Origin of the sequence: Gemella sp. oral taxon 928, from assembly GCF_001553915.1 — a bacterium.
GTDB lineage: Bacteria > Bacillota > Bacilli > Staphylococcales > Gemellaceae > Gemella > Gemella massiliensis.
Genome location: NZ_CP014233.1, coordinates 805,376 through 826,384 on the forward strand (window position 1 = coordinate 805,376; position 21,009 = coordinate 826,384).

Sequence of the window (21,009 nt, forward strand, 5' to 3'; positions counted from 1 at the left end):
GGGAAATTTTTTGTTTTTCCGTCTGCTATCGCAAAGCGAAAAGAAGGCATAAAAAAATAAAAGTCAAGGAAGAGTAAGGAAGATTTTTTAAAAATTTTAGAAACGAAGTGAATAAAAATTTTAAAAAATACTCTTACCCTTCCCTTTACTTTTATTTAGTTAATAAGAAAAGAGGAAGTATGCCGATAAATATATTAGAACTTTTAAACTTCAAAGAAAAAAGATTAAAATTATATCACTCTGAAAAAGTTAAAGAGGATAATAAGCAAGTAAATTATATATATGGGAATATAAGTTATGTTCCAAAAAGATGTCCTAAATGTAAAGAAATAAAGTTATTAAAAAATGGGACAGATACGGTAAAATTACAAATACTTAATATATGTGGAATAAAATCCTATTTAATTTTAGAAAAACAAAGAATACTTTGTACAAAATGTAATTATTGTTTTAGTGTAAGGTTTAAAGATTGTAAAAAGCATTGTAGGAAAGTAAGAGTAGTATCAAATATAGTAGATTATCAATTAGCAAGGACAAAAAATTCATTAAATGATATAGCTAATAGTAATGAAATATCAACGTCTTATGTACAAAAACAAATATCGAGATATAAGAAAAATATAAAAGTTAGAAAGGATACATTACCAAAAGTTTTAGGAATAGATGAAATAAACGGAGTTAAAACATATCAAGGGAAATATAATTGTTTAATCTATGATATAGAAAAAAGAAAAGTAAAAGATTTTTTAATAACACGTAGAAAGCAATATTTAGATAATTATTTTTCAAATTATACAGAAGAAGCAAAAGAGCAAGTAAAATATTTTGTAACGGATATGTGGGATACTTATATATCATCAGGTAAGAAGCATTTTAAAAACGCTAAAATAATAATAGATAGATTTCATATAATAAAATTAGCGATAGAAACATTAAATAAGATAAGAATAGAAGTTATGAATAAATATAAAGTAACTGATTTTAATTATAGAGTTCTCTATAGATTTAGAAATTTGATAAAATTAAAATCAGAAAAAATAACAACTAATTATAGAAAATACAGAGGATATAACTTTTATTCAGATTATGATGTAATAAAATACATATTATCATTATCAGAAGAATTAGAAGAAGCATATTATTTAATGCAGGCAGTAGTTGAAATATTTGATAAAAAAAATGAAAAGAAATTAGATGAAATATTTCAAAATACTAATATAAGCCATTGGAAAATAAAATCAACAATAAAAACATATATAAAATATCAAGAATATATAATAAATTCAATAAAATATCCATATTCAAATGGAGTAGTGGAAGCTGCAAATAGAAATATAAAAAGATTAAAAAACAATGCTTGTGGGTATAGAAATTTTCAAAATTTCAGAACAAGAATATTTATGATATTTAATTATTTATCAGAAGAAAAAGTAAAAAATAGTAAAAAAGTACCTAAAACTATAAGGGCAGGATAAAACATAGAAGATAAAAAAGAATAAATAAAGTCAACCTATATAAGAGTAGAAATAGTCAATAAAAGTCAAAAATTTCTATTTGGTAGGTTTATTTGTCGTTAAAAAATTTAAAAATATGGTAAAAAACAAAGAAATAACTCATAAAAAAGATTGAATTAAGTTAGTAATATCAATCTTTTTATGAGTTAAATATTTTTTTATGAATTTTTTTATCAACATCTATTGACAAAGAACCATTAAATTATGATTTTTGAGTTGCTCCTTTTTTATTTTCTATAGAAAATATATAAAATTTAGATAAATAGCAATATAAGACATAAAAGCTAATATTTATAAAGAAATAATTATTTTAAATAATAATATAAATAGAAAACATAATAATTCGTGAAAAACTGATAAAAATCTAATAAGTAAAATATTAAAATAAAAAAATAAAACTAAAACCGTTCATTAGAAGTATATAATTAAAAAAATACAAAAAAAACAGAACTTTATTACTTTATTAACTTGACAATTACTCATAAAAGATATATTATAAATAATGTGCTAAATGCATTAATAAAAACTAAGGAGCATTTCTAATATGTTAGAACGTCTTTTTAAATTACAAGAGAATAATACGAATGTTAAAACGGAGATTGTTTCAGGATTAATCACGTTTTTCTCAATGAGTTATATTTTAGTAGTCAATCCCGCTGTATTATCAGCAGCAGGAATTCCATTAGATAGAGTATTTACCGCAACTATATTAGCGGTGTTGGTTGGTACTCTTATAATGGCGTTTGGAGCAAATTATCCGATTGTTGTAGCACCGGGTATGGGGATAAATTCATACTTTGCGACTTTGGCTGCAACGTCAGGCTATAATTACAAAACACTTCTTGCTACATGTTTTATGGGAGCGGTAATTTTTGTTATATTATCAGCAACAAAATTTAGGGAGAGTTTAATTGATTCTATACCTAATAATTTAAAATATGGTATTTCAGCTGCAATCGGTCTATTTATAGCTTTTTTGGGACTGAAAAATTCTTCATTAATAGTCGCTAATGAACATACTATTTTATCACTTGGTGACTTAAAAAATCCTGTTGCTTACATGACGATTTTAGGTATTTTTATTATTTTAGTTTTACTTGCGTTAGAAGTAAAAGGAGCTATTTTTATTGGTATGGCTGTTATTGCAATTATTAGCTATTTTACCGGTTTATTAAAAGTAGATAAGATATTTGGAATACCACATATGGATTTAAGTTTACTTTATAACCCAATTACTGAAAGTGTAAATGCCTTACAATTAGGCTTATATGGAGTAGTTTTTACATTTTTGATGGTAACTTTATTTGATACGACAGGAACTATGGTTGCAGTAACGACTCAAGCCGGACTAATTAAAAATGGTAAAATGGAGCGTGTGAAAGAAGCATTACTTGCTGATTCAATAGCATCACTTACAGCATCTTTATTCGGAAGTACACCAACATCTGCATATATTGAATCTTCATCAGGTGTTGCCAATGGGGGGCGTACCGGACTTACATCTCTATCAACAAGTTTCTTTATTGTAATATCATTGTTCTTCTTCCCGTTAGCCAGTAGTTTAGCATCGGTACCGGCAATAACTTCACCGGCATTAATTATTATAGGATCATTTATGATGGAAAGTATTGCTAAAATAGAATGGAGCGATATTACAGAAGCATTTCCGGCATTTGTAACAATTATTGGTATTCCATTAACAGGTTCAATTAACGATGGTATTGCATTTGGGTTTATATTTTATGTAGCATTAAAACTTTCAAAAAGACAATGGAAAGATATTCATCCGTTAATGTATATATTCGCAATGTTGTTTGTTATTCAACTATTGTGGTTACATATATAAGGATATAAGAAAAATTTCGTCTTACACAAACAAATGTAAGACGATTTTTAAATTTTATTAGATAAGTTTCGATAATTACCAATGTAATATTATTTTAATACATAAAATTATAAAAAATATAGATTTTAACGAAATATAAAAGAAAAACTGAGCAGAAAATTCCTGTTCAGTTTTTTTGCGGTTTTGAATTAAGAGTTACATTAATTTCTCAATTTCATCAAGTAAAAACATTTTAATGTTTAACATCTCAGTAAATTTTTTTAATTCTTGTAGTTTTTTTATATCAATATTATTTGTTGTTTTAAAAGCACGTATAAGCTGATTTTTTGGTGTATTTTCTTCAGAGATAAACTCGACAATATCAGATTTATAACCGAATATTTCTAATGCTTCACTACGGATAGAATCGGTAAGAAGCGTAGAAAATTTTTCTTTTATAATACCATGTTTCAGCATAAGTGGTATAAAATCGGTTGTTAGTTGAGAATTAATTTCTTTTTGACAACATGGTACGGCAAGAAATATCTTAGCTTGCCATGTAAGTGCTTTAATAATAGCTATATCAGTCGCCGTGTTGCAGGCATGAAGACTGATGACCATGTCAATATTTTCCTCATTTTCATAGTCAATAACATCTCCATAAACAAAAGAAAGGTTATTAAAATTTAATTTTTGAGCAATTTGATTACAGAGATTAATTGCCTCTTTCTTTAAATCAATACCGATTAATTTTACATTAAGATTTAACTTTTCTGTTAAATAATAATAGGTAGAAAATGTCAAATAACTTTTTCCGCTACCAAAATCAAGAATTGTTATTTGATTTTTGTTGTCTAATTGATCAACGCTATGTTTAATAAATTCTAAATATTTATTTATTTGTTTAAATTTATTAAATTTACTTTTTTTAATTCTACCGTCGAGATTTTGAATACCGAGTTCAACTAGAAATGGGTAAGTAGTTTTTTCATCAAGAAAATATTCTTTCTTGTTATTGTGGTTAAACGTTATCTCCTTTTTAGTTGTTTTGGTACGTTTAATACTTATTTTAAATTTTTTAGAAATTTTTATATTTATTATTTCGTCACCGGAAATAACATTAATATCTTTAGCCAGTGAGAATAATTCTTCTAATATTTTGTTTAAGTCAATCTTATTGGCAATATCTATATTTTTGTGTTTTATAACTCGTTTGTAGCGATATTCAAATTGAATATAAATGTCATTTTTTATTTCAACAAGTTTGGCAATAACTTTATCCAGTTCAAGATCTTTATTGCGGATATTAGAAAAAGTGATCTTTACAATATTATGATTTGTTATTTGATTGGGTAAGTTGTTAATTAATTCATTACACATGAGAACTCCTTTAAGAATAATTAAAAATCTAGTTGGACGATTAAAATACTTTATCGAAATTTTCTTCCTTACTATCTTACAATAGTTTTAATCACAGTGCAATATATTTAGTGTATTGAGTTGAGTATTGTTTACATGCATGGTATAATTTAGTAGTTAGAAAATTTTAAAAAAGGTATATACACGATGAATATATTAGATATTATAGACAATATAAAAATAAAAACAATTTACGGTACTTTACCTGAAAATGTAAACACCGTTTCACAAGATTCACGAAATATTGGAGAAGGTGATGTGTTTATTGCGATTAAGGGATATACGGTAGACGGACACAACTATATAGAGAAGGTAATTAAACAAGGGGCAAGTTTAGTTATTGCCAGTCGTTATGAAGATTATCCGACTGATACTTGTGCTGTTATTGTTGTTAAAGAAACGGAAATAGAAAAAATAGCAAGTATAATAGCAAATCGTTTAAATGTTGGTGAAAAGGTTCATACGGTGGCGGTAACAGGAACTAACGGGAAGACAAGTATTTCAACACTTATTCATAATATGTTACGCCTATTTGGAGAAACCAGTGCATATCTTGGGACAAACGGTTTTTGCAAAAATGATGAAACACCGATATATTTAGGTAACACAACACCAGATGTTGTAACGCTCCATAATAAAATTGGTGAAGTAAGAAAACAGCATATTAAAAACTTTGCATTTGAGGCATCATCACATGCAATGGTATTGGGTAGAATATATAATGTAGATATTGATATTGCGATTTTTACTAATTTAACACACGAACATCTTGATTTTCATGGCGATATGCAAACCTATGCCTATGATAAATCACTTTTGTTCTCAACACTGGGAAATAATTTGAATGAAGCAAAATTTGGTGTTTTAAATAAAGATGATGACTATTATAATATAATGGCTAAGTGCTTATATCATCAAGAAATTACATATTCATTAAAAGATAAAACCGCTGATTTTTTTGCATATAATATTACACAATATAAAGAAAATGGTGTATATAAAACCGGATTTACTTTAAAATCTCCTGAAGGGGAGTTTAAATGTGTTATGAATTATATCGGAGATTTTATGGTGAGTAATGTACTTGCTTCAATGATTGCAGTATGGTTAAAAGGTAAACGTGTAGAAAATATAGTAGAGATTTTACCGAAATTAAGTCCACTTTATGGAAGAATGGAAATATTAGGTGATAATTTACCAATAGACATAATAAGTGATTTCGCTCATACACCGGATGGATATAAAAAATTGTTAGAAGCAACACGAGATATAAGACGTGGAAAAAGAACGCTACTTGTTACAGGAATGGGAGGTGGACGTGATATTTCTAAAGGTCCGTTAATTGGTGAAATTATTTCAGAAGCGGATTATGTGGTTATTACTACGGACAGCCCACGTGATGAAGATGTAGAAGTTTTAATGTCATCTATTGAAAAGGGAATGACGCATAAAAATTATGAGAAAATTTGGTTCAGAACGGATGCGGTAAAAAGAGTTATCGAATTAGCTAATCCCGGAGATGTAGTTATTCTAGCATCAAAAGGAAGAGAAGATTATGAAATTCTTAAAGGCGGTAAAAAAGTCTGGCACTCTGACCCGATTGTAGCGCTTGAAGAAGCAGAGAAAAAGTTTAACGATAGGGTAGTAAAGAAAGGATAATAAAGTGATAGAACAGATAAAAGAACAAGTAGAAAAAAGAAGAACCTTTGCGATTATCTCTCACCCTGATGCAGGGAAGACGACTTTAACTGAAAAATTATTGCTGTTTGGTGGAGCAATAAGAGAAGCTGGAACGGTAAAGGGGAAAAAAACAGGAAAATTTGCCAAAAGTGATTGGATGGATATTGAAAAACAAAGAGGTATTTCAGTTACATCGTCAGTAATGCAATTTGATTATGATAATAAAATTATTAATATTCTTGATACACCGGGGCATGAAGATTTCTCGGAAGACACATATAGAACATTAATGGCGGTAGATAGTGCGGTTATGGTTATTGACGGAGCAAAAGGTATTGAAGCACAAACGTTAAAACTGTTTAAAGTATGTCGAATGCGTGGGATCCCAATCTTTACCTTTATTAATAAACTTGACAGAGAAATTAAAGAACCACTGGAATTATTAGAAGAAATTGAAGAGAAATTGGGAATTGAAACATATCCGATGAATTTACCGGTTGGTATGGGGCAAAATTTTTTCGGTATCATGGATAGAAAAAATCATTATATAGAACCGTTTAGTGAAAATAGCGAGTTTGTTGAATTAGATAAGGAGTATAATATTATTGATAATAACCCATTATCTCAAGATACAATGTACCAAAAATGTGTAGAAAACATGATTTTAATTACAGAAGCCGGAGTTGACTATGACTATGATAAACAACTAAAAGGTGAACAAACTCCTGTTTTCTTCGGTTCTGCATTATCATCATTCGGAGTAGAGAGTTTTTTAAACTATTATGTTGATAATGCTCCAACACCAAAAGGTCGAAAAGATGTAGTCGGAAATGATGTTAATCCGATTGATTCGGATTTCTCAGGATTTATTTTTAAAATTCAAGCTAACGTGGACCCTAAACATCGTGATAGGATAGCATTTTTGCGTGTGTGTTCAGGAGAATTTAATCGTGGTATGGATGTAATATTGACGAGAACCGGGAAAAAATTGAAAATATCACGCTCTACAAACTTTATGGCTGATGACAAAGAAACCGTCGACGTAGCCTATGCGGGAGATATTATAGGTTTATATGATAGTGGCAATTACCAAATTGGTGATACATTGTACCAAAATAAAAAAGTAGAATTTGAGGCTTTACCGTCGTTTACATCGGAAATTTTTGTTAAAGTTTCGGCTAAAAATGTGCTTAAACAAAAACATTTTCATAAGGGTGTGGAACAACTTGTTCAAGAAGGAGCAATTCAATATTATAAAACATTACATACTAACCAAATTATTTTAGGAGCAGTAGGGCAACTACAGTTTGAAGTATTTGAACATCGTATGAAAAACGAATATAATACAGAAGTTATAATGGAACGTATTGGACAGAAGACAACACGCTGGATAGAGAATGAAGATTTAGTAAATGAAAATATGTCAAGCTCACGTAGTATTTTAGTAAAAGACTTACAAGATAATTATGTGTTCTTGTTTGAAAATGATTTTGCTATGAATTGGTTTAATGATAAATATCCGGAAATAAAATTGTATAGTAAATTATAAAAAAGAAAATATATTTTTGGTTAAAGAAAATTATTACTGTTTTCTATATAAAATATTTTTAATAAAGATGATTATATAGATAGTGTTTTTTCTGCGACTAATATTATAAAAATCTTTTCAAGAAATATTATGTTTTTAAAAGAGGATACTATGAAAAATTTAATTAATAAATGTTTGGAATTATATAAAGAGCCACGATATAAAAGTGTTGTCAATTATATTTTCTTTGGTGTTTGTACAACACTTGTAAATGTTGTAACCTATTTTATTTTATATTATTACGGTATGGCGGTTCGACCTGCTAATTTAATATCAATAACTTTATCTATATTATTTGCTTATTTTGTTAATGCTAAATATGTTTTTAATTCAAAGGCTATCGGTTTTAGAAAAATTTTTTATGAACTTACTAAATTTTTTACAGCAAGATTATCAACATTAGTTATTGAAGTATTTGGAGTGGAGTTATTTATATATATTGGAATGAATGCCTATATATCGAAATTTATAATTCAATTTGTTGTTTTAGCAGCTAATTATGTAATAAGTAAGTTTTTGGTGTTTACAAAGGAGAAAAAATAGAAATATGAAATGGTTTATAACAGATATGGACGGCACGTTTCTAAATGATAAAAAAGAAATTGCTCCGAATGCAAAAGAAATTATGAATAAATTACAGGCTAAAGATATAAAATTTATTATAGCAACAGGTAGGCCGGATATTGCTGTAAAACATTATTATCATAATTTGGGGATGAATGATGTTGTTATTTCAAATAACGGTAGTTTAATTCGTAATCTTAAAACAGGGGAAATAGTATATAAGAAAAACTTTGAAATAGAGGAAATTGAAGCTATATATTCTATGTATAGGGAGTTAAATGACAGCAGTATAGAGTTTCATATATATACACTGAATTATATTTACTGTGATAGATTATCATTTAGTATGAAAAGAATGAAACGACTTGAAGAAAATATGCCGGAAGAGTTAAAAACTCCCATGTATGTTCATAATGATATTATTGGAGAAATTAAAAAAAATAATGAGAGTTGTCAAAAGGTGATGATGATTTCAAAAGACCATAAGAAAGTAGAACATTTTTTTGGGAAGGTAAAAGAAGTTTTTCCGGTTGACGGTACATTTTCAGCGACAGATTTCTTTGATATTATGCCTAAAAATTGTAACAAAGGGGCTGCTATAGAAAAGTTAGCTGAATACTACGGTTATACAACTGATGATTGTGTGGTGTTCGGCGATAACTTCAACGATAAAGAAATGTTCGATGTTGCGGGGTGGAGCGTTTGTCCAAATAATGCAACCACTGCAATTTGCGAGATGTGTGACGAAGTTATTGGGAATAATAATGATTTTTCGGTTATAAAATATATTGAAAAATATGTAGATGCGATAGAATATGTACATTTGTAAATGATGTGAGACAAAAAAAGTAAAAAATAAATACCGGATATAATAGAATTACATAGAAGCTAGCTTCTATGTAAACCGTATGAAGCCCCCGACGTAAATTACATTATTTGATTAGATTTGCCAGCTTTAATTCCTTAGAGAACATTTCAGATTTCTAAAACTTATTTGTCAAGGATTTGAAAAAGGCGTAGCCCTTGTCCTTGACAAATAAGTTGTGAAATCTATTATCTAACAAGGAATTAAAGCCGGCATATTTTTATAGACTCTTTCCGTAGCTCTTTTCTTTTTTCAACAGGAGAAAGCCAATTTAAAGTCTGCATAGGAAGACGGTTAGAGCGATATAGATACTTTTTCATCTGAGATATAAGATCATCATACGAAAAGAAAGATAAATGCCTGTAAAAACGTTCATTATCATTTCTATGACTACGTTCAACCTTACCGTTATGTCTAGGAGTTCTAGGTCTAATAAGTTGATGTTTAATGCCAAGATTATTACACAATACATCAAAAGGGTGTATTCGTTTAGTATCTTTAAAATGCGTAAATTCAAAACCATTATCAGTTTGAATTATCTTAGGTTTATACCCAAAATAATCAATAGCCATTTTAACAAATTGAACAGTAGAATATGATGATTGTTCTTTAAAAGGGAAAATAAATCTTTCCCTAGTAGCTTCATCAATGATAGTATATTGATAAAATTTATCTGGAACTTCTCCTACATAACAACGTTTAGGAACATATTTCACATCAAGTTGCCATTTTTTACCAATTTCAGTAGGTGTGTCATAAGGTTTAGGTTTATAAGGAATTACTTTTTCTTAGTATCTTTATAAAAGCCTAATTTTCTAAGCACTCTAAATAAAGAACAAGGATGTCTTTTATAACCTTTGTTGAATTTAAGTTTAGCATATAATTCAATCATAGAAATATTAGGATTACGTTTAATAAGATTTTTAATCCAAGACAATTCTTCAACTGTATGGGCGTTAGGGTGAATGGAATGAGGTCTATGAGACTTATCTATAAGAGACTCTTTAGTACCGTCATATTTTTTATTCCAACGCAAAAGAGAGGCTTTTGATATTTTATAGCGCCTACAAATAAAGCGGATAGAGTTACCATTTCTATAAGTTTTAACTGCAGCTATTCTTGTTTGTAAAGTATGAGGTATATATCGTTGTGTTTTTTCTATATTTTCTGTTATAATAGTTTTCATAAGAGTAAATTCCTTTTTTTGATTTGGTGTAACTTCATTATACAGGATTTACTCTTCTTTTTTTTATTATATGTCTCACATCTATTGTAACACTACAAAAAATATGTAGATGCGATAGAATAATACTTGCGAACTTACTAAAAATTTGATACATTAATAGGTAGCGTGTATTTATTTACAAGTTAAATAATTAATAAAAAATTGACTGCTAAAAATTAATTCACTTTTGCTAATTGTAATTGTGTTGTGGTACTACTGGAAAGTAATCACTATATAAAAAATTATTACAACAGTCAAAATTTGAAAATAAAGGAGAACGTTCATGAGAGGAAGAAAGAACGTGAAGAAAAAATCTAGTAGAATACTTGCTTTTTTGTCATTAGTAGTAATTATTCTGACAACAATAGGATTAACTTCAAAATCTAATGCAAAAAAAGTAAACTTAGGACTAGATCTTCAAGGTGGTTTTGAGGTTCTTTATCAAGTAGAACCCTTAAAAGAAGGTCAGACTATAGATGAAGCTGCTGTTAAAGCAACAGCCGATACTATCAGTCGTCGTATAAATATATTAGGAGTTAGCGAACCGGTAATTACAGTAGAATCAGGAAATAGAATTCGTGTTGAGCTAGCCGGAGTAAAAGATCAGGAATCAGCACGTAGAGTATTATCTACGCAAGCCAATTTGACAATTCGTGATGTAGATGACAAAGTGTTGTTAGACGGTTCGGATTTAGTTGAGGGTGGAGCCTCGCAGGGATATGACCAAAGTTCTAAACCGGATGTAAATTTAAAATTAAAAGATGCAGAAAAATTCGGTAATATTACTTCTGAAATCAGTAAACGTGGTACCGGGAAAAACCTAATGGTTATTTGGATGGATTTTGGCGAAGGAGATTCGTTTAAAGCAGAGTCATCAAAATCGAAGCCTAAATATATTTCGGCACCGCAAGTAACACAAACTATTAATTCAAAAGATGTTCAAATTACCGGTAATTTTTCAGTAAAAGAAGCAAAAGAATTAGCGGCATTACTTAATTCAGGTGCTTTACCGGTGAAACTTACAGAAATTTATTCGAATTCTGTTGGTGCACAATTCGGTAGTGATGCTTTATATCAAACGGTTTTAGCCGGAGCAATCTCATTGGCGATTATTTGCTTATTTATGTTAATCGTATACCGTGTACCGGGCTTTGTTGCAAGTGTAATGATGCTTGCTTATGTTTATATTACAGTAATATTCTTTAATATGATCTCCGGAGTGCTGACTTTACCGGGTATTGCGGCATTAATACTTGGGGTAGGTATGGCGGTTGATGCCAATATTATTATGTACGAACGTATTAAGGAAGAATTAAGAGCGGGATATCCACTTAAAAAGGCTTATTTAGACGGTGCTAAGCAGTCATTATGGACAATCTTCGACTCGCAATTTACAACAGTAATTGCGGCTATTGTATTATTTATTTTCGGTACAAGTAGTGTTAAAGGATTTGCTACGATGTTATTACTTTCTATTTTAGTCAGTTTTATAACATCAGTATTTGGCACAAGAATGTTATTAAGTTTGTTGGTAAATTCAAATATCTTTAATAATAAAACGGGATATTTCGGTGTAAATAAAAAAGATATTCAGGAAACTAAATTTGGTATTACCTCATTACAATTACATACTAAATTTGAGAAGGTGAATTTTACAAAACATATGAAAAAATTCTTTGCATTAAGTCTTGCGATTATGATTGCAGGAAGTATATCATTGGGTCTTTTCAAACTAAACTTAGGTATTGACTTCTCAAGTGGGACAAGAATAGATGTAGCCTCAAATACGGAATTGACAACGGAAAAAATCAAGGAAGATCTAAGTAACTTGAAAATATCTGAAGAAAAAATAGTATTATCACCTGATAAAAAACAGGCTACAGTTCACTCTAAAGATAGTTTTGAACAAGATAAATCAATAGAAATAAAAGAATATTTTTCTAAAAAATATGAAAAAGATGCAAATTTAAGTGTTGTATCGCCGGTGATAGGAAAAGAACTTGTGAAAAATGCCCTTTATGCTTTAATCTATGCTTCAATCGGTATTATAATTTATGTAGCCTTTAGATTTGAGTGGCGTATGGGGGTTACAAGTGTTATTGCTTTACTTCACGATGTTGCAGTAATTATTTTCATGACAAGTATTCTTCGCTTAGAAGTTGATATTACATTTATTGCAGCTGTTCTGACGATTGTCGGATATTCTATTAATGATACAATCGTTACTTTTGATAGAATAAGAGAGCATATGCGTCATGAAAAAGTATTAAAATCAAAAGAACAAATTTATAAAATTGTTGACGTTTCACTTCGACAAACATTAACTCGTTCTATTAATACTGTCTTAACAGTTGTAATTACGGTAATAGTTATGATATTAGTAGGAAGCAGTTCAATTTTAACCTTTAATGTAGCATTGTTAATTGGATTATTATTCGGTCTTTACTCTTCACTGTTCATCGCCGCACAACTTTGGGCAATTCTTAAAGTAAAAGAATTAAATAAAAAAGGAAAAATAGAAATAAAAGTTCGTAATTCTCCAAAAGAAAGACGAGAAAACGATAAAGTTTTACTATAATAAAAAATCTCGAGTTTTAGGCTCGAGATTTTTATATTTTATAAGAAATTCAAAAAATTAATTTCTATATGATTATGATTTTTTTCCTTACTATAGCTTTCTTAAAATGTAGAATTAGAATAGCAGTTTATCAGCACCGCCCCATTTATAATCAAGGGCTGCCATTGCAAGGACATTAATATAATGCCATGGTCTGTCAAATTCCGGTTGGAAGAAAATATCGGCAAGTGCCAGCTCTTCTAAAGTCCAGTTTGATGAAATTGCGATTGAAATTGCGGCAATACCATCGGTAATATCATGTTTGGACATTAGTTGTGCACCAAGGATACGATGGGTATCATTATCATAGTAAATTTTCATGTGAATTAAATTATTTTCTTTACGCATAAAATCAGGATAAAGTTTTTCTTTAACGTATTTGCTAGCTATATTACCATTATAAAGATTAATTCCTTTACTAGAAAGTCCGGTGCTAACAAAATTGTAATCAAAGAATGATAGTGCCGATGTTCCATTTACAGCCGGCATTTTAACTTTTTTTCCTAAAGCATTAAGAGCAGCAACAACACCTTGACGGCGTGCAAGAGTAGCTAAAGCTATCGGTAGTTTACCACCGGTAGGTGAGTAAGGTAATAGTGTAGAATCACCACCGGCAAAAACATCTTTAGCAGAAGTTTCTAAATATTCGTCAGTAACAACAAAACCACGTTCTGTTAATTCAAGTTCTCCGCCTAGCCAAGAAGCATCAGGGCGAACTCCAACAGAAATGATAACAGTATCAGCAGGGTATTCTCCTTTATCTGTTACGACAGAACGAACTTTTCCGTTTTCTCCTTTAAATGATAGAACTTTTTCTTCACCTCGAATTGTTAGATTATGTTTTTCTCCTTCTGCTGTTAAAATATCTGTTAATTCTTTGTCTAAATAAGTATTTAGAATGCGAGGGGCGAAATCAACAATAGTAACTTCTATACCGGCTTTAGCATAAGATTCCGCTACTTCCAGACCGATATAACCACCACCGACAACAACGGCTTTTTTGCTGTTTTTCATACAATCAGCTACTGCTTGAGTATCTTCAGGTCCACGAAAAGTATGAATATTTTTTAGTTCAATACCTTCAAATTGCGGTTTAACAGCTACTCCACCGGGGCTTAGCAACAATTTGTCATAATGATGAGTTTCTTTACCATCAGGTGTAATTACCGTAATAGTTTTTTCTTTTGTATTTAATCCTATAACATCAGTGTTGCAGTGAATATTAATTCCTTGTGAACGATAAGATTCCTCAGTGGCAAAATGTAGTTCAGATAATGTTTTAGATGTCCCATCTAAATATGACTGACTACCTCAACCCATAAACGATGCTGAATCTCCTCGTTCGTATAAATGTATTTCTGCTTGTGTTTCATTTTTTAAAATAGTTTGAACAGCTTCGTAACCGAAGTGTGATGTTCCAACGACTATATATTTCATATTAATACCTCCTATAAATAATAAAAATATTATATATTTTCAAAATATATAATTTATCATACATTATATCATAAAACTACTTTAATATAGAAATAAAATTACTTGAAATAATTAATAATAAATACCGATAAAAATATATTTTTAAAGAATATATATTTATAAATTATATTTTTGAATATACAATATAAAAGAAAATATTATTATTAATTAACTTTCGTTTAAAAAATTTATAAATAATTAAAAAGTGTTTCATTTGAATAACAAATTTTAAATTTTATTAAAATTAAAGAGATATATTGTAGAATATTTAAGAAAATAGTTTGATTTGTAAAAATTTTATTTATTTTTGCTATTTAAAAAATATATAAATCATGATAAAATAACTATATAACATTAGATGTGAAAGGAATTAAACTATGGCGATATTTATGTCTATTATAGTGTTTATTGTTTCTTTTGTTTTATTATTGGGAACTTATATTTTATTGGTTGCTAATAACAAAATTAAAAAAAGAAGAATGGACAAAGTGTTAAGGTTAGTGGCGGCATATAGTTTGGCTGCAGCCTTAGTTTATTTTTATCAATATTTATACTTATAGTATTTTATAATTAAATAATAAAGTTTGGATGTGGAAAATTTGAAAAAAGACTCCTTGTTTAAAGGAACAGCTTTGTTAAGTATTAGTTTACTTTTAACTAAAATTTTAGGTGCGGTGTACTTAATACCGTTTTACCAAATAATTGGCGGCGAAGAACAAATGGCTTTATTTAATTATGGATACAGCTATTATGTAACAATATTAGAAATTTCTTCAGCCGGTACCCCGTTAGCTATCGCAAAGTTGGTGGCTAAATATAATGCACTAGGTGCGTATGATGTTAGTAAAAGAATAGTAAAATTAGGTTCTATTTTATTAATAACTATGGGAGTTATCGGTTTTTCTGTTCTGTTTTTCGGTTCAGATTATATTTCAGAACAAATATTAATTAGCAGTCAACAAAAATTTACTCCGGCAGATGGTGCATTGGTTTTAAAAAGTTTAAGCTTTGCTATTCCGATTGTTCTTGTATCAGCAGGGGTTCGTGGTTTGTTTCAAGGGCATGAAATTATGTTACCGTCAGCGATTAGTCAATTTATTGAACAGGTTATGAGAATTGTATTTATGCTTGTTGCTACATATATTGTTATAAAAGTTTTAAATCAAGGTATTGTAATCGGCAATGTAACTGCGACATTTTCGGCAACAATTGGAGCAATATTTTCAGTTTTAACATTAGTATATTTTTACAAAAAATATAGCGGTGGATTGGAATATAATACAAAGACTAATTTAGTGGAGCTAAATATTTCAACAAAAGATTTAGTAAAAGAATTTTTCTCTGTATCAATTCCGTTTATTTTTATTGTTGGTTTGTTTCCAATCTTAAATATAATAGATCAGCATAATTTTATACGTGGTATGACAATTTTAGGAAAAGCAGATATAGTTGATGGAAGATTTTCAGCTTTGCAATTAGTAAATAAAGTTGTTATGATAGCTGTTGCTATAGCACCGGCTTTTTCCAGTACCTTTTTACCCTCAATAACCAGACTATATGCAAAAGGTGAAAAAGAGGGTGTTAGTAATCAGATCAATAAAGTAATTTTATCACTTATGATGATTGTTTTACCGGCATTAGTTGGGATGTATATATTAGCTGACCCATTGTATGCCACCTTTTATAGTAGAAGTATAATTAATGCGGAACTTTTAAGATTTTATTTACCGTTGGCGGTTTTATTTTCATTGTATAGTTTAACAAGTGTTATTATGCAGGCGGTTAATAGACAAGTTATAAATTTAGTAACAATAGCAGTCGGCTTTGCAGTGAAATATTTTACAATAACACCTTTTGTAATTAGGTTTGAGACAAACGGAGTTATTCTTTCGTCAATTTCAACATATGTTGTAATGATACTGATGAATGTAGTGGTGATAAACTTAGAGGTCAGACTTAAAGCAAAAGAATTTGTTGGGAAATTTTTAATTCTTATTTGCAGCTGTTTTATAATGTTTATAGTAGTTGCTGCCGTTTATTCGGCTATTATACAAAATTTTACTTTGGAATCAAAACTGTCAAGTATGATACTTATGGTAATTTGTGCCGTAATAGGGGCAAGTACATATTTTTATTGTGTAACTAAAATGAAATTCGTTAAATATTTATTTGGAAAAAATATTTCACTTAAATCATTAAGGAGAATTAGATAGTGAGGTTTGATAAATTTATCAGTGTTACTACTGGTTTAAGCAGAGCAGTTGCGAAAAAAGAAATTAAAAAAGGAATTTTAGTAAATAACGAAATTATTAAGTCAGTAGACTTTAAAATTAATGAAAATCATGATATAGTAATATTTAATGGTAAACGATTACTTTATCAAAAATATATTTATATTATGATGAATAAACCAAAAGATGTGATTTCGGCTACAGAAGACAGAGATAGTAAAACGGTAGTTGATTTATTAAATGATAATGATAAAATATATAATCCTCACCCTGTAGGGAGGCTGGACAAAGATACCGTAGGGTTGATGTTTTTAACAAATGATGGCGAACTTACACATAAGCTAATATCACCTAAAAAGGATATTAAGAAAAAATATTATCTTGAGGTAGATGGATTTTTAGAAAAAAATGCAGTGGAAATTGCAAAAAAAGGTATTATTCTTGAAGATGGATATAGATGTAAGAGTGCAGTGTTGAAAGTATTGAGTTCTAATCAAGAAAGAAGTACAGCTTACATTAGTATTACTGAAGGAAAATTTCATCAGGTAAAAAGAATGATGAAGTCTTTAGGTGTAGATGTAACTTATTTAAAACGCATATCAATAGGAACCTTAATTTTAGATGAAGATTTAAAATTAGGAGAATATAGATACTTAACGGATAAGGAAATAAAAAATTTAAAAAAATAATTATGGAGGGATATGTTATGAATATCAATTTTATAGAAGAGGTACAAAAACATAAGGAGGAATTACTAAAGGATTTATTTGATTTATTAAGCGTTAGATCAGTTTTAGGAACAGATGTAACGGATGAGACTCCTTTTGGAAGCGGACCGAGAAAGGCGTTAGATAAGATTTTATCTTTTGGAGAACGTGACGGTTACAAAACCAAATTGGTTGAAAATAAAGCCGGTCACATTGAAGCAGGTAATGGGGAAGAATTGTTCGGTATTTTAGGACATGTTGACGTAGTGCCGGTGGTAGAAGAAGATTGGATCAGCCATCCTTTTAAACCGGAAATTAGAGAAGGTAAATTATTTGCACGTGGTGCTTTAGATGATAAAGGCCCTACTATGGCAGCTTACTATGCTATCAAATTATTGGATAAACTGGGGGTTAAATGGAACAAACGTGTTCGTCTAATTATTGGTAGTGACGAAGAAACAGGTTTCAGATGTGTTAAATCGTATTTTGAACATGAGGAGCAACCTGCTACCGGATTTACTCCGGATGCAATGTATCCACTGGTTTATGCTGAGAAAGCACGTGCAACATTTGATTATAAATTAAACTTTAAAGATGAAGAGAACGCTTATGATTATAAGTTGTTAAACTTTGAAGGCGGTCAAGTTCCAAATATGGTAGTTGCCAGTGCTAAAGCCGTATTAGAAGGTGATGCTCGTGATATAAAAGAAAAATTTGAAAAATTTTTGGCAGATGAAAAATTAGATGGAACTGTAAGTGTAAAAGAAAATATAGAATTAGAACTTAAAGGTAAAGCCGCTCATGGTTCAACGCCACAATTAGGTATTAACGGTGCAACTAAATTGGCAGAGTTTCTAAATATGTTAAATTTAGATGTAAATGGCAAAAATTTCGTAGGTTTTATTACAGAAAAATTAGCCAATGATCCGTTTGGGGAACGTTTAGGTTTGAAATACGAAGATGATGAAATGGGAGCGGCAACTTATAATTATGGTATTGTAAAATATAATGCTGCCGAAAAAGTAGGTTTTGCTTCTACGGACAGCAGATATCCTAAAAACTTTAATTTAGTTGATAAATTAAATAATTTAAAAATAGATAATATAACTCTTGAAATAACAAGCACAAAAGAGGCACATTATGTATCTAAAGATGATGAATTAGTGACAACATTGGTTGATGTATATAGAAAATATACCGGTGATAAAGAAAATGATGCCTTTGTTTTAGGTGGCGGTACATATGCACGTTGTCTTAAAAAAGGTGTTGCATTTGGTGCGTTATTACCCGGAAGACAAGATACAATGCACCAAGCAAATGAGTTTATCTTGGTAGATGATTTATTGCTTTCAACTGCTATTTATGCTGAAGGAATATACAGACTTTGTTGTGAATAATTTTTTCTATTAAAATATTTATAGTAAAAAATATTTATAGTTATAAAAATAAGTAAATTTTATGTTCTCAAAGATATTTTTTATTAATTGCATAATTTGTAATTAAAATATCTTTGAGAATTTTAATTTTTTACACAAAATATTACCTTGAAAAATTCTATTAAAGATTGTAAAATAAATAGTGCGTTATAGTTAGTAAAAAAATTTAGAAAGGAGCAGTATGATGTCTAAAGAATATTATCAAATGGGTTGGACTTTAGATGAGCATTACGAAGACGATTATTTTTTTTCAAGAGACAACCATAATTATTTTATAAAGAAAAATACTACTCCGATGATAGCTACCCTTTCGGCAGAAGGGATAGTTCCTAAATTAAGGTGGACTAAAAGAATTAGTAATGGTGACGTGCTGATAGCACAAGATTTTGAAAATGGTCGAACATTAAAACGTTCTGATATGACCGATAAACGTATTCCGAAAATTTTAAAAAAGGTTCATACTTCTATTAAACTAAGAAAAATTATGCAGGCACAAGGTTATAAAAAAGAAACTGCACTTAGTTCGTTGAGTAATTTGAAATCTTTAATCAATAGTGAACTTAGAAAAAACAACAATATCACAAATGCACTTAATTATTTGGAAAATAATATTCCGGATGATAATGTTCGATATGCTCCATGCCATACCGATTTAAATAAAGATAATTGGTTATTATCGGATAATGGAAAATTATTTTTAGTTGATTGGGAACATTCGATATTGGGTGATCCTGCGATAGATATTTCTTATATATTATATAAGTATATTCCACAAGATAATTGGAATGAGTGGCTTGATATTTATGGAGAAAAGCCGACTTTAAAGTATAGAAATAGATTAAAGTGGTATATAACTTTTCAATCGCTTATTATGATTGTTTGGTATCATGAAAAAAGACAATTAGCTGAAATGAATTCGTGGTTAGTCTTTTTAGATAGTATTTTTAATAAATTTATTTAGCATTAATTTGGAAAAACAGAATTAATGCTTTTATTTTTTTTATAATCATTGTACAATAGTAGTTAGTTATTTGTGGATATACCTAAAATTATTCAAAGTAAAATTAAAAATAGTGGTGAATAAAATGGAAATAAAAAAGTATAAATTGTATCTTATTGATTTAGATGGTACTATTTACAACGGAAGTAAGAAAATTAAGTATGCTAAAGAATTTGTTTCTTATCTCAATAAAAATAATATTGACTATTTGTTTTTAACAAATAACTCCACGAAAGGACCTAAAGATGTTGTTAAAAAATTAGAAAAGTTTGATGTAGAAACAACAGAAGAACACATTTTTACTTCAAGTGAGGCTACTAGGAAATATTTGAGACAAAAAGGTTATAAAATGATATACATTATTGGAGAAAAGGGTCTTATAGATACCTTATGTGATTTTGAACAAGTTAGTTCTAAAAATAAGATTGAAGCCGTGGTAGTCGGTCTTGATAGAAAATTGACTTATGAGAAATTATCCATTGCCTGTCAGGCAATTCTTAATGGAGCTGAATTAATCGGAACAAATCCGGATACGTTACTTCCAACAGCCGATGGCTTTATTCCAAGTAACGGTGGTCAGGTAAAATTTTTAGAGTATGCTACAGGTACGGTAGCTACAATAATAGGAAAACCCAGTAAAATAATTATGGATAGTGCTATGAGTTTATTTAATTATAAAAAAAGTGATATAGCCATGATTGGTGATAATTATTCTACTGATATTATGTCCGGTATTAATAGCGGTGTAGATACGATACATGTTCAAACCGGTGTTACAAGTTTAAAAGAATTAAAAGAAAAAGAAATTCAACCAACATATACGATAAAAAATTTATCAAAATTAATAGATTAGATGTAAGGA

15 protein-coding genes and 1 pseudogene are annotated in these 21,009 nt (G+C 29.2%); 13 read left to right on the top strand and 3 right to left on the bottom strand.

Features of this window, described 5'->3' with window-relative positions:
• Positions 1–179: 179 nt before the first annotated feature.
• Together AXE85_RS03610 and AXE85_RS03615 are read left to right on the top strand one after the other, a co-directional pair.
• Positions 180–1,475, top strand: coding sequence for an ISL3 family transposase (locus AXE85_RS03610; RefSeq protein ID WP_062173169.1), 1,296 nt, complete (start codon positions 180–182; stop codon positions 1,473–1,475).
• Positions 1,476–2,058: 583 nt separating this feature from the next.
• Complete coding sequence (locus AXE85_RS03615; protein ID WP_062173170.1) at positions 2,059–3,360, top strand: NCS2 family permease; 1,302 nt, start codon at positions 2,059–2,061, stop codon at positions 3,358–3,360.
• Positions 3,361–3,555: 195 nt separating this feature from the next.
• On the opposite strand, the gene AXE85_RS03620 is transcribed toward AXE85_RS03615, so the two are convergent.
• A complete protein-coding gene (locus AXE85_RS03620) occupies positions 3,556–4,719 on the bottom strand; it encodes a class I SAM-dependent methyltransferase (RefSeq protein WP_062173171.1) in 1,164 nt (387 codons plus the stop codon).
• Between the two features lie 186 nt (positions 4,720–4,905).
• On the opposite strand from AXE85_RS03620, the gene AXE85_RS03625 reads away from it, so the two are divergent.
• The 4 genes from AXE85_RS03625 to AXE85_RS03640 all read left to right on the top strand — a co-directional run bounded on the left by AXE85_RS03625 (position 4,906) and on the right by AXE85_RS03640 (position 9,419).
• Positions 4,906–6,417, top strand: coding sequence for a UDP-N-acetylmuramoyl-L-alanyl-D-glutamate--2,6-diaminopimelate ligase (locus tag AXE85_RS03625; protein ID WP_062173172.1), 1,512 nt, complete (start codon positions 4,906–4,908; stop codon positions 6,415–6,417).
• A gap of 4 nt (positions 6,418–6,421) precedes the next feature.
• Positions 6,422–7,987, top strand: a complete 1,566-nt coding sequence (locus AXE85_RS03630) for a peptide chain release factor 3 (protein WP_062173173.1) — start codon at positions 6,422–6,424, stop codon at positions 7,985–7,987.
• A 150-nt stretch (positions 7,988–8,137) separates the two neighbouring features.
• The gene (locus AXE85_RS03635) at positions 8,138–8,569 is read left to right on the top strand and encodes a GtrA family protein (RefSeq protein WP_062173174.1); all 432 of its coding nucleotides are present in this window, start codon (positions 8,138–8,140) and stop codon (positions 8,567–8,569) included.
• A 4-nt stretch (positions 8,570–8,573) separates the two neighbouring features.
• Entirely contained in the window at positions 8,574–9,419 is an 846-nt protein-coding gene (locus AXE85_RS03640) for a Cof-type HAD-IIB family hydrolase (RefSeq protein ID WP_062173175.1), read from the top strand.
• A 239-nt stretch (positions 9,420–9,658) separates the two neighbouring features.
• Here AXE85_RS03640 and AXE85_RS08385 read toward each other — a convergent pair.
• Positions 9,659–10,641 (bottom strand): annotated as a pseudogene (locus AXE85_RS08385) (DDE-type integrase/transposase/recombinase).
• A 322-nt stretch (positions 10,642–10,963) separates the two neighbouring features.
• On the opposite strand from AXE85_RS08385, the gene secD reads away from it, so the two are divergent.
• Positions 10,964–13,258, top strand: coding sequence for a protein translocase subunit SecD (gene secD / locus AXE85_RS03655; protein WP_062173178.1), 2,295 nt, complete (start codon positions 10,964–10,966; stop codon positions 13,256–13,258).
• Positions 13,259–13,372: 114 nt separating this feature from the next.
• Here secD and AXE85_RS03660 read toward each other — a convergent pair whose 3' ends face one another.
• Positions 13,373–14,734: an NAD(P)/FAD-dependent oxidoreductase gene (locus tag AXE85_RS03660; RefSeq protein WP_197415963.1), complete on the bottom strand. Its 1,362-nt coding sequence runs from the start codon at positions 14,732–14,734 to the stop codon at positions 13,373–13,375.
• Positions 14,735–15,150: 416 nt separating this feature from the next.
• Here AXE85_RS03660 and AXE85_RS03670 point away from each other — a divergent pair, with 416 nt between their 5' ends.
• From AXE85_RS03670 to AXE85_RS03695, 6 genes are all read left to right on the top strand, one after another.
• Positions 15,151–15,333 carry a hypothetical protein gene (locus AXE85_RS03670; RefSeq protein WP_062173179.1) on the top strand — a complete coding sequence of 61 codons (183 nt, stop codon included), beginning with the start codon at positions 15,151–15,153 and terminating at the stop codon, positions 15,331–15,333.
• 30 nt (positions 15,334–15,363) lie between these two features.
• The gene (locus tag AXE85_RS03675; protein ID WP_231723808.1) at positions 15,364–16,986 is read left to right on the top strand and encodes a putative polysaccharide biosynthesis protein; all 1,623 of its coding nucleotides are present in this window, start codon (positions 15,364–15,366) and stop codon (positions 16,984–16,986) included.
• Positions 16,986–17,693: a pseudouridine synthase gene (locus AXE85_RS03680; RefSeq protein WP_062173181.1), complete on the top strand. Its 708-nt coding sequence runs from the start codon at positions 16,986–16,988 to the stop codon at positions 17,691–17,693. The genes AXE85_RS03675 and AXE85_RS03680 overlap by 1 nt, the downstream gene beginning before the upstream one ends.
• Positions 17,694–17,710: 17 nt before the next feature.
• Positions 17,711–19,108, top strand: a complete 1,398-nt coding sequence (gene pepV, locus AXE85_RS03685; RefSeq protein ID WP_062173182.1) for a dipeptidase PepV — start codon at positions 17,711–17,713, stop codon at positions 19,106–19,108.
• Between the two features lie 223 nt (positions 19,109–19,331).
• Complete coding sequence (locus tag AXE85_RS03690; RefSeq protein WP_062173183.1) at positions 19,332–20,108, top strand: phosphotransferase family protein; 777 nt, start codon at positions 19,332–19,334, stop codon at positions 20,106–20,108.
• Between the two features lie 124 nt (positions 20,109–20,232).
• Positions 20,233–21,000: a TIGR01457 family HAD-type hydrolase gene (locus AXE85_RS03695; protein WP_062173184.1), complete on the top strand. Its 768-nt coding sequence runs from the start codon at positions 20,233–20,235 to the stop codon at positions 20,998–21,000.
• Positions 21,001–21,009 lie beyond the last annotated feature (9 nt).